The sequence below is a fragment of the Corynebacterium sp. MSK071 genome, from assembly GCF_030232125.1.
In the GTDB taxonomy this organism is placed as follows: domain Bacteria; phylum Actinomycetota; class Actinomycetes; order Mycobacteriales; family Mycobacteriaceae; genus Corynebacterium; species Corynebacterium kefirresidentii.
Genome location: NZ_JASPJA010000006.1, coordinates 47,917 through 62,279, shown reverse-complemented (window position 1 = coordinate 62,279; position 14,363 = coordinate 47,917). Strand labels below are relative to the sequence as shown.

12 protein-coding genes are annotated in these 14,363 nt (G+C 59.4%); 2 read left to right on the top strand and 10 right to left on the bottom strand.

Annotation, left to right across the window (positions count from 1 at the left end; translation table 11 throughout):
- Positions 1 to 4: 4 nt before the first annotated feature.
- The 3 genes from rpmA to QP990_RS06320 form a co-directional block, all read right to left on the bottom strand.
- Positions 5 to 283, bottom strand: coding sequence for a 50S ribosomal protein L27 (gene rpmA / locus QP990_RS06330; RefSeq protein WP_005324079.1), 279 nt, complete (start codon positions 281 to 283; stop codon positions 5 to 7).
- A 42-nt stretch (positions 284 to 325) separates the two neighbouring features.
- Positions 326 to 631 carry a 50S ribosomal protein L21 gene (gene rplU, locus QP990_RS06325; RefSeq protein WP_005324077.1) on the bottom strand — a complete coding sequence of 102 codons (306 nt, stop codon included), beginning with the start codon at positions 629 to 631 and terminating at the stop codon, positions 326 to 328.
- 226 nt (positions 632 to 857) lie between these two features.
- Entirely contained in the window at positions 858 to 4,694 is a 3,837-nt protein-coding gene (locus tag QP990_RS06320; RefSeq protein WP_284798728.1) for a translation initiation factor IF-2 N-terminal domain-containing protein, read from the bottom strand.
- 202 nt (positions 4,695 to 4,896) lie between these two features.
- Here QP990_RS06320 and QP990_RS06315 point away from each other — a divergent pair, with 202 nt between their 5' ends.
- A complete protein-coding gene (locus QP990_RS06315) occupies positions 4,897 to 5,664 on the top strand; it encodes a hypothetical protein (protein ID WP_284798727.1) in 768 nt (255 codons plus the stop codon).
- Here the strand turns inward: QP990_RS06315 and arsB are convergent.
- Positions 5,661 to 6,725, bottom strand: coding sequence for an ACR3 family arsenite efflux transporter (arsB, locus tag QP990_RS06310; RefSeq protein ID WP_023020934.1), 1,065 nt, complete (start codon positions 6,723 to 6,725; stop codon positions 5,661 to 5,663). The two genes, QP990_RS06315 and arsB, sit on opposite strands and share 4 nt — an antisense overlap.
- Positions 6,726 to 6,834: 109 nt before the next feature.
- On the opposite strand from arsB, the gene QP990_RS06305 reads away from it, so the two are divergent.
- On the top strand, positions 6,835 to 7,185 hold the full coding sequence (locus QP990_RS06305; RefSeq protein WP_284798726.1) for a metalloregulator ArsR/SmtB family transcription factor: 351 nt from the start codon (positions 6,835 to 6,837) through the stop codon (positions 7,183 to 7,185).
- Positions 7,186 to 7,198: 13 nt separating this feature from the next.
- Here the strand turns inward: QP990_RS06305 and QP990_RS06300 are convergent, their stop codons facing one another.
- The 6 genes from QP990_RS06300 to QP990_RS06275 form a co-directional block, all read right to left on the bottom strand.
- On the bottom strand, positions 7,199 to 8,503 hold the full coding sequence (locus QP990_RS06300) for an exonuclease domain-containing protein (protein ID WP_239205003.1): 1,305 nt from the start codon (positions 8,501 to 8,503) through the stop codon (positions 7,199 to 7,201).
- A gap of 161 nt (positions 8,504 to 8,664) precedes the next feature.
- Entirely contained in the window at positions 8,665 to 9,075 is a 411-nt protein-coding gene (gene ndk / locus QP990_RS06295; protein ID WP_005324068.1) for a nucleoside-diphosphate kinase, read from the bottom strand.
- A 78-nt stretch (positions 9,076 to 9,153) separates the two neighbouring features.
- Positions 9,154 to 9,465: a hypothetical protein gene (locus tag QP990_RS06290; RefSeq protein WP_284798725.1), complete on the bottom strand. Its 312-nt coding sequence runs from the start codon at positions 9,463 to 9,465 to the stop codon at positions 9,154 to 9,156.
- 55 nt (positions 9,466 to 9,520) lie between these two features.
- Entirely contained in the window at positions 9,521 to 10,033 is a 513-nt protein-coding gene (locus QP990_RS06285; protein ID WP_023020930.1) for a DUF4233 domain-containing protein, read from the bottom strand.
- Entirely contained in the window at positions 10,030 to 11,565 is a 1,536-nt protein-coding gene (locus QP990_RS06280; protein ID WP_284798724.1) for a folylpolyglutamate synthase/dihydrofolate synthase family protein, read from the bottom strand. Before QP990_RS06280 ends, QP990_RS06285 begins: the two co-directional genes overlap by 4 nt.
- Positions 11,565 to 14,285, bottom strand: coding sequence for a valine--tRNA ligase (locus QP990_RS06275; protein ID WP_239204999.1), 2,721 nt, complete (start codon positions 14,283 to 14,285; stop codon positions 11,565 to 11,567). The genes QP990_RS06280 and QP990_RS06275 overlap by 1 nt, the downstream gene beginning before the upstream one ends.
- Between the last annotated feature and the right edge of the window lie 78 nt (positions 14,286 to 14,363).

Genomic DNA, 14,363 nt, shown 5'->3' with positions numbered 1-14,363 from the left:
GAAGTTAGGCAGTCGCTTCTGCAGCAACCTCTTCAGCCGGGACGATGTTGACCATACGACGGCCACGCTTGATACCGAACTCAACGGAGCCAGCTGCAAGCGCAAACAGGGTATCGTCGCCGCCGCGGCCTACGTTCTCACCTGGGTGGAACTTGGTACCGCGCTGACGCACGATGATCTCGCCGGCATTAACCTGCTGACCACCGAAGCGCTTGACGCCGAGACGCTTAGACTCGGAATCGCGACCGTTGCTGGAGCTGGAAGCACCCTTCTTGTGTGCCATGTGGTTTTCCCTCCTTCAGGGTTAATTACAGCCGGTTAAGGCTTACTTGATACCGGTGATCTTCAAGGTGGTCACAGGCTGACGGTGGCCCTGACGCTTCTTGTAACCAGTCTTGTTCTTGTACTTCAGGATATCGACCTTCGGGCCCTTACCCTGCTCAACGATTTCTGCGGAAACAGAAACCTTCTCCAAGTCGGAAGCCTTGGACTTAACATCGGCGCCATCGACGAGCAGAACCGGGGTGAGAGCTACGGCAGAGCCTGGCTCACCCTCGATCTTCTCGACCTTGACGAGGTCACCTTCAGCAACCTTGTACTGCTTGCCGCCGGTCTTGACGATCGCGTACATAGAGGGTTACCCCTTATCTAAACTCGCTCGGAAGCAACCGGGGAGGCCGCGTTCCGAATGGACACTTACATATTGCGTTTAGTTCCCGCGCGAACATGCCCGTACAACTCACTGAGTGAGTGTCGGACTGATCCAGCGCTGTGAGTACTAAACAGCGACTGTCAAAGACTACCCCGTAGCGGGCACAAAATACAAACCACGCTTTTCGTGCCCGCGTGGCGTAGCCCTAAGACTTGCTTCGCCGTGCTACGCGGCGCCGCCCGCGCCCAGATTTAGCTGAGGCTTTTTCTGGGTGGACTCCGCTCGCCGCAGGCTGCTTCTGCTCGTCGTTACCCTGTGCTTTTGGGGCCCTCGCTCTTGCCGACGTCCTCTTCTTGCGCACCGCCCTCTTCTTGCCACGGCGCAAGACCTTGGAATCGCTCGAGCCCGCCCGGTTCCCAGAACCGGTGCGCTCCGGCGAGCCTTCCTGTCGCGTAGAACGGCCCGACTCGGCCTTCGTTGCCTTCGGGTTCTCTGCTACGGCTTTCTTAGGGGCAGCCTGACGCACGGCACGGCGACGCCCGCGGCCCTTGCCACCGGTGCGCCCCGCACGTGTGGTGCCAACGGCCTTTTCATGACGCTGCTCGGCCGAGCCGCCCGCCTGCTCGTGCTCCTGCGTCTTCTCCTTTACCTCGTGTGGCAGGCGCGAGGAAACACGGCTTTGGGCTTGTTGAGTGCGCACCGTGCGACGGCGACCACGCCGGCGGCCCTTTCGCTCCCCGCGCGAGTCCTTCTGCCCCTGTTGTGCTGCGGCCTCGCTTGCGTTACCGCCATCGGATGCGGGTACCGCGTGATCGGCCTTGGGTACGGCAGACTCCTGTTCACCGGCAACTGCGAATTCCTGCGGCTGTGGACGCCTATCAGAACGCGAATTGCCGCGTGTGCGGCGCTTGCGGCGCGGGGAAGCTTCAAACTCAGCTACGGCTTCCTCATAGGTCTTGCCTGCTGCAGACTCCGGGGCTTTCTGCTCGCTGCCTGCGCCAGCGCGTGTGGCCTTAGCGCGGCGCGTCGCCCGGCGCGGCTTCTTGCCACGTTTGGGGCCCGCCCCAGCATCTGGGTGGGCCTTAGCGATGGCACCCGAGTCCGCGTCCGTATCCGCATCGGGGACGTAGGAATTAAATTCCTGTACCTCGTCGCTTTCCGCAGCATTATCCGCCGCAGCGTATGCGATGGCCTCGATATCGGATACTTCAGTCTGGGTGTGCTTGCGAGCCCGTCGGCGCCCACGGCCGCGTCCGCGCTCCTTAGCGCTGTCTCGGTCTCCGCTGTGCGTGTTCTGATCAGCGTGCGGCTCGTCCGCACCGCGCTCATCCACAACGACGTTAGCTACGAGCTCCTCCAGCGACGTCTTTGCGGATTCCCGTGCGGCGTCTTCGCTCTCGATGCCGTAGACCGGCGCCTGGGTCTTCTTAAAGCGTTTGGGCTTGGAATCGCTTTCAGGGGCGTCATCAAGCTCGTGCTTATGCATCGCCACCGCAGCCGGGTGCTGCTGCGGATCATGAGTCTGCTTTTTGTGCGACTTGGACTTGCGCCCAGAGTGCTTCGCGCGCGAATCGTCCTCAGCCTCGTCCACCGGGTACTGGTGAATAATGATCCCGCGGCCATGGCAGCACTCGCACTCGGTAGAGAAGGTCTCCACCAGCCCGGTGCCCAGGCGCTTACGGGTCATCTGCACCAAGCCCAGAGAGGTAACCTCAGAAACCTGGTGGCGGGTGCGGTCGCGGCCTAAGGCCTCCTTCAAGCGGCGCAGGACCAAATCCTGGTTTTCTGGCAGGACCATATCGATAAAGTCCACCACGATCATGCCGCCCAAATCGCGCAGGCGCATCTGGCGCACGATTTCTTCGGCTGCCTCGAGGTTATTGCGGGTTACCGTTTCCTCTAGGTTGCCGCCAGAACCGGTGAACTTGCCGGTATTGACGTCGATGACGGTCATGGCTTCGGTGCGGTCAATCACCAGCGTGCCGCCGGAGGGCAGCCATACCTTGCGCGAGAGGGCCTTATGCAGCTGCTCGTCAATGCGGTGGGCCTCAAAGGCATCCTGCCCGCCGTGGTCCTTGGCGCGAAAGCGCACCACGCGATCCGCAAGGTCCGGCGCCATGGAATCGACGTAGGCGCGGACGGTATTGAACGAACGCTTGCCATCAACGATGAGCTCGGTGAAGTCTTCGTTAAAGAGATCGCGGACCACCTTGATGAGCATATTTGGCTCTTCGTACATGGTCACCGGCTTGGCGCCCTTGGAGGACTTTTCTTTCTTGGCGTGGGCGATGATGTCCTCCCACCGGCTGTGCAGGCGGTTGACGTCGGTAGCGATCGCCTCTTCCGAGACATTTTCGGCAGCGGTGCGGATAATCGCTCCCCCATCGCCCGGCACCACGCGGCCCAGGATATCCTTCAAGCGCTTGCGCTCTGGGGCGGGCAACTTGCGGGAAATGCCCGCGCTGCGGCCGCCTGGCACATAGACCAGGTAGCGGCCGGCAAGGGAAATCTGGGTGGTCAGGCGCGCGCCCTTGTGACCAATTGGGTCCTTGGCCACCTGAACCAATACCTGATCGCCGGACCTCAGAGCATTTTCTACCTTGCGGGCGCGCCCATGCAGCTTGGTCTTGCGCCAATCGATTTCACCGGCGTAGAGCACGCCATTTCGGCCCTGTCCGATATCTACGAAGGCCGCCTCCATCGACGGCAGGACGTTTTGGACGCGTCCTAGGTAAATATTGCCAATCAGCGAAGCCTGGGACTCGGTGGTAACGAAGTGCTCGACCAGCAGGTCATCTTCTAGCACGCCCACCTGCGTGATGATTCCGGCACCATCCTCGCGCTCCTTATCGCGCACCACCATGGTGCGCTCCACGGCTTCGCGGCGGGCAAGAAACTCTGCCTGGGAAACAATGTGCTGGCGGGTGCGGCCCTTTGCGCGCAGTTCCGCGCGGCGGCGCTTTTGGGCCTCGATGCGCGTGGAGCCACGGATGGCCTTCGGTTCGTCAATGTATTCGGGCTCGGTAGCCTGATCCTCACGGTTCGAGCTAGCGCCGCGTCCGCGGGAGGCGCCGCGGCGACCTCGACGACGAGCCTCGGATTTACCAGAACCACGGCCGGAGTCCGGCTGCTCACTCACTTCCTCGGCAGCATCGTCGCTTTCGGAGTCATCGCCGGAGAAATCTTCCTCCGCAGCGTCTGCAACTAGTGCGAAGGCCGCTGCATCATCTTGCTGTGGGGCCATGAAGATCGGCGCAAAGTCATAGTGCCCGGATTCTTCCTCAGATTCAGCGCGCGGGACAATGTGCGGGGCGTAGTAGTCATCCTCGAAATCCTCGCCGGCCTCCGCAAGCGCTTCGTGCAGCTTCGCCGCATCAACTGTGCCGGTATCGAGTGCACTCGCCGGCGCTTCTTCCACCTCATCCGCGGATTCCGCCGCTGCGGCGTCTTCGGCAGCTGAGCCGGTATCGGCTGCGGCCTTGGCGAGTGACGCTTCTACCTTGTCTTCGATTTGGGAGATCTCATTATCCACGTTCTTGCGCACGCGGTGGCGTAGGCGTTCTTCGTCTTCTGTGGGCTGCTCCCCCGCTGCGTCGGTCTCGGCCGACTCTTCGGACACTGGGGCTGCGGATTTGCGAGTGGCCTTGCGTGCGCGCTTGGCGCGCTTCTTCGCCGGCTTCTTCTCAGGTTGCTTGCCTGAATTATCTTCCTGCGGTACAGCAGCATTGTCTGCGGACTCCGTGTCCGGTGCGGCGGTGGAGGCTTCGCTGGTATCGCCAGAGGAGGCATCGCCAAGCGCCGCGGCTTTAGCCACAGCATCGAGCACCTGGCCTGCTTCCTCACGGGTAAGGGAGCTTTGCGCGCTCTTTTTTAGCCCCATCTCTTTCAGCTGCGCCACCAGATCGCGCGAGGCAAGCCCCAGCTGCTTGGCAAGGGCATAAACGCGGACCTTGTCTTTGAGCTGGCCACGATCCAAGTTCTGGGCCAAAGACGCCGCCGCCTTAAGGTTTTCAGTTGTTTCTTGAGAGTTCTGTGCCACCATGTTCGGGCTTACTCCTGTACATCGTCTGTTTCAGGCGCTACCTCGGGCGCAGGCACAGCCATGGACTGTACCGCCGCCGCGCGAGGCATTTAGCGCGCTATAAAAGTTTGTGGGTATTAAGTTATTACGCGTCTCGTACGCGCTAATTACCATTGTGTCACAGAAACGCAGCCAGGCTGGCAGGCGGTGTTATGTTGACAGGGTGGCAGAACTAGCACGAATCCCCGCCCGCGAGCTGGCGCAGTATCGGCAGCGCAATGAAATTCCCGCACGCTCGGCGCTTTACTTCGGCGTACCGGCCGGCTTTGCCATTGGATTCGCCAACACCGGCGTGGATTATATGCTGGTAGGAGCCGGTATTTTTGCCATCTGTGCGGTGCTGGGGTTAGTGCACCTCATCCGCAACTACCCACGCGGCATCAACGCCGCGCGGGAGGAGTATCGCGAGGGCGACTATCCCACCATTGCCTATATCGCCCCGCTTATCCCCATCGCCGCGCCGCTGGCCATGGCCCCACTAAGTGCAGCCGGGCTGGTGCCGGAGGTAGAACTTGCCCCGCCCATTGCCGGTGTCCTGTCAGGGGCGTGGTGGGCGTGCGGCTTGCCTTTGGGGCTGTGGGCAATGTTTTCTCAATCCTTTCGGATTGGCCGGCGGCGCATTAACAAGATCCTGGAAAAGGATCCGCTTGAAGGAGTAACCGAGGATCGCCTAGAGCTTGCCGACGCCCACGTGGACACCCTCACCGCCCTCATAGCCGCCGGCGCGGTGCAAGGAAATACGGTCTCCGCAAGGGCCCTGTCCAGATTCATGCAGGTCGATCTAGACCTAGTATGTGAGCATCTTGATGAATTGGCACAGGCGGGCCTAGTGAAACTTGACCGCATCGCCCTGCGCTCTGCGCCCAAGGACTGGAAAAACACCGTCACACCGACCGGGGTTCGTTGCCTCTACCAATTGGGCAAGCGTTAACGCGGCAAGCTTTCGTCTCCTGGAAATAGCTTCGGCCCTATCCAGAGCATGACGTACACGAGTCCCACGAGCACGGGAATCTCAATGAGAGGTCCGATGGTGCCGGCGAGCGCCTGTGCAGACGCCGCTCCAAAAGTGCCAATGGAAACCGCGATGGCTAGTTCGAAATTATTACCAGCTGCGGTAAACGCAACGGAAGCGGATTGCGCGTAGTTCATTCCCACGACCTTTGCCACACCCAAAGCTAGGAAAAACATTCCAACGAAGTAAATGACCAACGGAATCGCAACCTTGATCACCGCCGTGGGCTGCGCTACCAACTGTTCTCCCTGGAGGGAGAATAGCAACACAATGGTATATAGCAAGCCGATCATCGCCAAGGGAGATACTGCCGGAAGGAAGCGGTTTTCAAACCATTCGCGGCCTTTGGCTTTCTCCCCCCAGACCCGTGAGAGGACACCAAGCAGCAGTGGCACTCCCAAAAATACGAGAACCGCCGTGACGATGGACCAGAAAGAAAAATCAGCAGAGGTGGTATCCAGGCCTAGCCAACCAGGAAGAACCTGCAGGTAAAACCAGCCCATAACGCCAAACATAGCTACTTGGAAAACGGAATTAATAGCCACGAGAACAGCGGTGGCCTCGCGGTCGGCGCAGGAGAGATCGGACCACACCAGGACCATTGCGATACAGCGGGCTAACCCAACAATAATCAGGCCGGTTCGCAGCTCGGGCTGGTCGGCAAGAAATATCCACGCCAGGGTGAACATCAATGCAGGTCCCACCAGCCAGTTCAACACGATTGAAACCACCATCAAGCGGCCATCTGCGGCGATGTCTCGAGTCTTTTCATAGCGGACTTTCGCTAGGGGCGGATACATCATAACTAGCAGTCCTAGTGCTATCGGAAGAGAAATACCGCCAACCTCTAGGGCAGATAGTGCTTCTCCAATACCTGGCAGGAAGTGTCCGATCAATAGCCCCACAGCCATGGCCATGATGATCCAGACGGGCAGGAATCTATCGAGAAATGACAATTTTGGGCGTTGCGGAATGGCCATAGCTCTCCTTGCGCGATGAGGAATTCACATTTCAAGGCAGTACTTTAATCACCCATATTGATACTCGTCAATATAACGGAGTAGGAAGCAGCCTCCTTATACTGTGTGCATGGACTCCTCCCCTAGCAATGCTGATAACACCCCCGACGGGCAGTGCTGCTCCCTGAGCAGTGGCCCGCTCAGCCAGAGCGATTCCTTGCGCTTTTCCCAGCAATTTAAAGTCCTTGCTGACCCAGCCCGCCTGCGCCTATTATCCATTTTGTGCGATGAGGGCTGCGGCCCGATGAGTGTGACGGAGTTGACCGTGCTTTCCGGCCTTAGCCAGCCGACGGTATCCCATCACCTCGGCAAGTTGAGGGAATCCGGCCTTTTAATCAAGCAGCAATCGGGCCGGACCGTTACCCATCGAGTACAAAGGGAAGCCTTCAGCACGCTGCGCCAATTACTCTCCTTCGATTAGGAGAGCTCCAGTCCTAGTCTGCGAAGTGAATGACCTCACGGGCGACGTCTTCCGCAACGATGGGAATGCCATACTGCTTCGCTTTCTTGGCTTTGCCCGATTGCGAGTCCGGGTCACCGGCGATGAGCACCTTGGTCTTTTTGGCTAGGCCGCCAATCTCCACGCCGTGCGCGGCAAAATACTCTTCCCATTCCGCAGTCGAGTAGGCCTTAGCTCCGGTAATGGTTACTCGCTCGCCAGCGCTCACCACAATGCCGCCCATGCTGGCGAGTCCGCCAATACTGCCGGCCTTTTCAGAACCTTGCGGCGCCTCTTCACTAGGGGCACCATGCCGACCTTCTGCCTGTGGAGCGGTGTCGGGGTCTACGGCAGCCTCGATATCAGAAGCCGGGATGCCCAAGGCGCGGCCGACAGAAGCCAGGATGTCGCGTTCCTCAGCCGTGACAACACCATCAGCCCAGGCTTCTTCAATCAGCAGCGTGATATAGGCTTCATGCAGCTCGCGCAGACCATGTTCATCGAGCCCATGTGCTTGAGCAAAGGCCAGCAATTGGGTTTGCTCGGTGGCGGAGAGGCGGCGGTCGAGCAAGGCGGCATCGAGAAGCTTGAAATAGTCTTCCGCAGCCGTATTCGATGGCGTCTCACGTTGTGCGACGAGCCCGGCGAACCAGCCGCCGTACTGTGCCGCTTGCTTGGCGGATTCCGCAGCTGCGCGGCTGAGAAGTGCCGGCTCCACCCAACCCGGGTGGGGTGCCAGGCTGCGATACAGCTGTTGCTCAGCCAAGCGCTCACTCATATAGTTCTCTTGGGCTGCCGGGGTATTGGCCAGGAAATGCTGGAATAGTTGCGCCGTGGCCATCGCATCCGCCAATGCGGAGTGTGCCAACTCATTATGAATTCCCAGATGGGCGCAGCAATCCCCCAGCTTCACCTTGGGAAGACCAAGATACCTGCGTGCCAATACGGCCGTATCGATCGCCGGCAACGCCTCTTCAGAACAGGCGCGACAAGCCAGCAGCTCGGACTGAATAAAGGTCCGATCGAATCCCGCATTGTGAGCAACGAATATGCGGTCTTCGAGAGAATTAGCCAGCTTGTCCGCTACTTGCGCAAAGGTGGGCGCGCCTAGAACATCAGAGGCGGAAATGCCATGAATTTCCGTGGCCGCGATATGGCGTTGCGGGTTAATGAGCGTTTCCCAGGAATCCTGCACTGCTCCTTCCGGCGATAGCTCCACGACGCCAATTTCAACGATGCGGTGCCCGTGCTTATAGGAAAATCCGGTGGTCTCAATGTCTACGACCGCGTAGCCGCGCATATGCGCCTCCCTACGTCTTGTTGAAAATAGTTCTTAGCCGCACCAGTGTAGGCGTGTTGTGCTCCTGCTCGCTGCCCATATAACGAGGGACCAGGTGACGCTATGAATAAAGCCCGAGCCGGTGGTTCGGGCTTAAGTGCGTACGAAACGCTATAAAGGCTTTAAAGGTTCGGGAACCAGATAGCGATTTCGCGCTCTGCGGACTCTGGGGAGTCAGAGCCGTGCACGATGTTCTCGCCAACGGTCAGAGCGAAGTCGCCGCGGATGGTGCCCGGGGTGGCCTTGGAAACTGGGTCGGTGCCACCGGCCAGCTGACGCCATGCCTCGATGGCACGCTCGCCCTCGACAACACCAGCGATAAGCGGTGCGGAGGTGATGAACTCGACGAGGTCACCGAAGAATGGCTTATCCTTGTGCTCCTCGTAGTGCTTCTCCGCGGTCTCGCGGTCAGCAACGCGCAGATCGAGTTCGGCCAGCTTCAGGCCCTTGCGCTCGATTCGGGAGATGATTTCGCCTACGTGGCCGTTCTTTACGCCGTCCGGCTTGATGAGAATCAGTGTACGTTCAGTCATGCCCCACACTGTACCGAAACCACCCGACTGCGTCGCGCGCTGGGGTATTCCTTTGGGGTAAAAGTGTGGGGTCCAGGGCTATGTGAGTTGTTTAACTATCTCTTCGGCGCGCCCCTGCGAAGTCCCCCTGAACCACAGGCGTACCTGGCCTACTGCGGCGCCAAACTGTCCATTAGCCAACAGGCGTTGCAGCTCCGCTCGCTGTTCCTTATCCAAATCCTCGAAGGTGGCTTCTTTGGCCGGTTCGAAGTTGCTCCGCAGGGCCAAAACCAGAAAAACGCCGCCAATAATGAGGGCGACTAGCGGTAGCCACGGCGTTCCCGTAGCGGCACGGGCTACCACCGCGGCAACACAAGCGAGTGCGGCAAGGACGAGATAGAGAGTGCGCATGGCCGCCAGTCTATCGCGTCTTGGCCACTCGCCGAAGGCCGTCAAGGCTACCGTGCTATTTCTCGTTGAGGTGCTGCGTGGTGAGGTAGCCACGCTTCATGCGGGCGATGAGGTTACTGCGCAGGTAAACGGCCAGGAGCCACTCCAAGCCGAAGATGATGAAGATGGCGGCTACGGCCCAGTGGACCATAAAGCCCAAGATGACGCACAGCAGCTGCACCCACACGATGACGGTTAGCGCCCACTTCTTATTCATGAACGCGATCATCACTAGGTGAAAGACAATGGCGGCAAGGACAAAGCAATAGTTAAAAGGCGTCCACAGGGTGCCGTCATACAGCTTGTACAGCATCGGCAGTGCGAAGGATAGGGCGAGCGCCTCCATGGTCAGGGAGCTGGCAATGACCATCCCGTTGAAGCTTTTAAGTGGGTCCTTGACTGGGGCTTGGCCCATGCCTAGGGGTCCGATCTCGCTTTCAGGGATATGTTCCTCGCGGCCGCGGGCACGGCTGCTGCGGGGCGGGCGGGGTTGGCGCTCTCCGCCTGGGTGGTGATTGTCGCGGCTCATGCAGGTTCCTTTCCAAACATCGCGCGGGCGTCACCGGCAGTGACGACCGAGCCGGTAATGATAATGCCGGAGCCGGATTGCACCTCCGCGTCTTCAGCAAGTTCAACGGCTTGGGCATAAGCGCCGGGAAGATCCTCGGCAACGTGGACGCGTTCCTCGCCGTAAATATCGCGAGCAGTCTCGGCCAATTCATAAGCGTCGAGAGCCCGCGGCGAGGAGTTTTGGGTAATGACTACCTCGGTCAGATACGGCTCCAACGCGGTGAGAATGCCAGTTGCGTCCTTATCCGCAAAGATGGACAACACACCGATGAGGCGGGCGAAGTCGAAATCGCGGTCCAACGCTGCGCCTAAAGCCTTGGCACCGTGGGGGTTATGCGCGGCATCAATAAACGTCGTGGGGGAGGTACGTACGCGCTCGAGGCGGCCGGGCGAAATCGCCTGGGCGAAGCCATTGCGCACGGTAGCAACGTCCAATGGGTGGCCGGCCGAAGCCCCAAAGAAGGCCTCCACCGCTGCAAGGGCCACGGCAGCATTCTTGGCTTGGTGCTCGCCATGGAGGGGAAGGAAAATGTCCTCATACAGGCCGCCGAGGCCTTGGATATTCACCTGCTGGCCGCCAACGGCAATGCGGGATTCGAGGGCCGCAAATTCGGAACCGGAGCGGGCCACGCCCGCCTCGACATCGACGGCCTGCTGCAAGATGACGCGCATGGCTTCTGGGTCCTGCTCCGCGATAACCACAATATTTTCATTCGGGGTCAACGGATCATCGGCATCCTCGCGCGGCTTAATAATGCCAGCTTTTTCACCTGCGATTTCGGTGATCGTATCGCCCAAATAATCCGTATGGTCCATGCCCACTGGGGTGATGACGGAGACGTCTGCAGTGACCACATTGGTGGCGTCCCAACGTCCGCCGAGTCCGACTTCGACGACAGCGACATCTACGGGGGCGTCGGCAAACGCAGTATAGGACAGGCCGACAAGGACCTCGAACTTAGACATAGGCACGTCCGATTGGGCATCGACCATTTCCACAAACGGCTTGATCTCGTGCCAAATACGCACATAATCGCGCGGGTGAATGGGCTGGCCATCGATGCCGATGCGCTCAGTAACGCGCTGCAGGTGTGGGCTAGTTACCAAGCCCACTCGGCGGTGGAAGGCACGCAGGAGCGAATCAACCATGCGTGCGGTAGAGGACTTACCATTGGTGCCAGCGATGTGGATGACATCAAAAGAACGCTCCGGGTGACCGAGCAGATCCATAAGCAGCTCGATGCGATCGAGGGAAGGCTCAATCTTGGTTTCGGGCCACCGCTCATTGAGTTCTTCTTCAACCTCCGCGAGGGCGCGTAGCTCCGCGGCGGAAACCTCCTGTGGGGCGGCCTCGTTGTACTCATCCTCGCCGCCCATGCCCAGATTGAGCGTCAGGCCGGACTCGGTGATTTCCACCGGACCGCCGTCGGTTCCTTCTTTGAGGGCATCGACGATCTCAAAATCCTCTGTGCCCTTGTCCTTTTCCGCCACTACTTCAGGCCTTCCAAACGGCTGGTAATGCGTTCAACCTCTTCGCGAGCGATCTGCTGGCGCTGCTTAATTTTATTAACCACTTCTTCCGGCGCCTTGGACAGGAAGTTCTCATTGCCAAGCTTCTTGCCGGTTTGCTCCAATTCCTTATTGGCTTTGGCCAAGTCCTTCTCTAGGCGCTTGCGCTCAGCCTCCACGTCTACAGCGCCGTGGGTATCTAGGGTGACTTCCACGGTGGCCTGGGAAAGGCGTACCTCAATGGAGGCGGAAGGATCGAAGTCTTCGGCCGGAGCGGTGGTATTAGCCAGGTTGCGCACCAGCTCTTCCTGGTTCGACAAGTCAGCAGCGGCAAAGTCGAGGCGGCCCGGGACCTTCTGAGAAGGCTTGACACCCTGGTCAGAGCGGAAGCGGCGCAGCTCGGTAATGAGCTTATCCGCGTCTGCAATGCGACGGGCGGCCACCTCATCCTTGGTAGCGCCACCATTGGTATCGGCAACGGTGGGCCACGGTGCCACGACGATAGACTCGCCGCCGGTCAAAGCCTTCCAAAGCACCTCGGTCACGAAAGGCATGGTTGGGTGCAGCAGGCGCAGGACAACGTCTAGGACGCGTCCCAGGACAATCTGGGTATTGCGGCCCTGTTCACTGACACCATCCCGCGGGATCTGGGTCTTTGCAATCTCCAGGTACCAGTCACACAGCTCGTCCCAAGTGAAGTGGTAGAGCAGCTCGTTTGCCTTAGCGAACTGGTAATCATCCAGGTATGCATCCACCTTGGCGCGGACCTCTTCGGCGCGGTCGAGGATCCACCGGTCGGCGTCGCTAAGCTCGTCGCGGTTGGGCAACGTTGCTACGCCGGCGCCATTCATGAGGGCAAACTTGGTGGCGTTGAAAAGCTTGGTGGCGAAGTTACGGGCGGCCGCTGCAGCATCAGAGCCCAAAGGCAGGTCCACACCCGGGTTGGCACCGCGAGCAAGGGTAAAGCGCAGGGCGTCTGCGCCGTAGTCACGCACCCAATCCATCGGGTCAATGCCGTTGCCCAAAGACTTAGACATCTTGCGGCCCTGCTCATCGCGAACCAAGCCGTGCAGGTAAAGATCCTTAAATGGAACCTGCGGTCGACCATCGGTGCCCTCCCCCAAAAGCTCTGGGGTATGAGCGCCAGCGAAAGTACCGAACATCATCATGCGGGCTACCCAGAAGAACAAAATGTCATAGGCGGTGACCAGCACGTTGGTAGGATAGAACTTCTCCAGATCCGGGGTCTTTTCCGGCCAGCCGAGGGTGGAAAATGGCCACAGCGCGGAGGAGAACCACGTATCCAGCACATCAGGATCCTGCTCGTAGCCTGCTGGGGGCTCTTCATCGGGGCCGACGCAGACGATGTCTCGCTGGCCATCTTCGCCTTCCGGCCCGTACCAAATAGGAATGCGGTGACCCCACCACAGCTGCCGAGAGATGCACCAATCGTGCATATCATCGACCCACTCAAAGTAGCGCGGCTCCAGCGACTGCGGATGTAAGGTGGTATCTCCCTCGCGCACAGCAGCACCAGAGTCCTTGGCCATCTTTGATACGTCTACGAACCACTGCAGGGACAGGCGCGGCTCGATGGGTTCCCCAGAGCGCTCGGAGTGTCCCACGGAGTGAACATAAGGACGGATTTCCTTGACAATACGGCCCTGCTCACGCAGCGCCTCGCGGATTTCCACACGGGCTTCTTCGCGGGTCAGGCCGTCGAAGCGGGTGCCAGTATTGGCAATGTGGCCAGTGGTATCCATGACGGTAGGCATGTCCAAGTTGTGGCGGGTGCCCATCGCGTAGTCATTCGGATCGTGTGCCGGGGTGATTTTCACCGCGCCGGTACCAAACTCCATATCGACGTAATCGTCAGCGATGATCTTGAGCTTGAGGTCATCGCGGAATGGGTGCGGCAGCTCCTTGCCCACAAGATCAGCATAGCGCTCATCGTCTGGGTGAACGGCAATGGCAACGTCACCCAGCATGGTCTCTACACGGGTGGTGGCCACGATGAGGTGCGGTTCATCATCATTAAGCGAGCCATAGCGAATGGAAACCAGCTCGCCCTCGACGTCCTTGTAGACAACCTCGATATCAGAGACGGCGGTCTCCAGCACCGGCGACCAGTTGACCAGACGGTTAGCCTGGTAAATCATGCCCTCATCATAAAGGTTCTTAAAAATGGTCTGCACAGCGCGCGAGAGGCCATCGTCCAAGGTGAAACGCTCGCGAGACCAATCTACGGAGTCACCAATGGCACGCATCTGGTTCTGGATGGTGCCACCGTACTGTTCTTTCCACTCCCAGACCTTGTCAATGAACTCTTCGCGCTCGTAGTCCCAGCGCTTTTTGCCCTCGGTTTCCTTGAGCTTGGCCTCGACCTTGGTCTGGGTAGCAATGCCGGCGTGATCGGCGCCTGGCAACCATAGCGTGGCATAGCCCTGCATACGCTTGCGTCGGATAATGGAATCAATCAGCGTGTGGTCCAAAGCGTGGCCCATATGCAGCTGACCGGTCACATTCGGCGGCGGCAGCACGATCGAGTAAGGCTCGGCCTCCGAATGTGCATCCGGGGTGAAGTAGCCCTTTTCTACCCAGCCCTCATAGAGGTCCTTTTCTACGGCCTGCGGCTCCCAAGACTTAGGCAGCGCATCAGCGCGGTTGGTACCAACTAATTGCTCATTATTTTGCTCAGTCACCTGGCCGATTCTACCTTGCACGTCAACCGGCTCATCTAGGCAGGGTGCGCACCGAGCATGTGGTGCGCACCGAGTGGG